Below are 544 nucleotides of genomic sequence, written 5' to 3'. Positions count from 1 at the left end.
GGCAATGAATCTTGCGACAAAATGTTTGAACGTGACTGACACCAACGCCCCAACAACAACGCCCGCCTTGGCAACAGCTAGGGCGGGCTTTTCAGTAGCATCGCCTCGTCAGCGTAAAGTTACGGCAACGAGGGGTACTGATATACGCAGTAATTTCATATACTTCCAGCCTCTGAAACGCCTCCATCAAAAATCAGACGAATTAATTAAACCTTTATCTTCCATGTTCTTCTTATGTGGGGGGGCAAAACCAGGGGGTGGTTCATCCAGCGGTGGTTCATCCAGGGGGTGGTTTTGCCCCCCCTGGTGAGCATCAGAAAATTCTGGTTTGTAGGCATCTGGGTGGTTAGCCCGAAAGCTTTCTGCATCAGCTTTTGAGACAAAAACGTAGTAGTCCCATTCAAAGGTTCCTGCGGGCGATCGCTTCTTGGTGCGTACCAAATAACCAGCTTGTTCGGCATTCTTGACAGTTGCCTTGATTTTGTCCTTCCCATACTTCAGCATCGCCGCGATGCCTGAAAAGCTGATTTCAAAGCTGTCAGAG

Annotated in this window: 1 protein-coding gene; it reads right to left on the bottom strand. The window is 49.1% G+C overall.

Annotation, left to right across the window (positions count from 1 at the left end; all coding sequences use genetic code 11):
• Positions 1 to 186 precede the first annotated feature (186 nt).
• On the bottom strand, positions 187 to 544 hold a 358-nt coding region (locus tag DM995_RS21400), incomplete at its 5' end, for a hypothetical protein (protein WP_198669474.1).

Origin of the sequence: Blastomonas sp. UPD001 (assembly GCF_003426715.1) — a bacterium.
GTDB lineage: Bacteria > Pseudomonadota > Alphaproteobacteria > Sphingomonadales > Sphingomonadaceae > Blastomonas.
The sequence above is the reverse complement of the archived record's forward strand: the minus strand, read 5'-3'. Positions and strand labels throughout refer to the sequence as shown.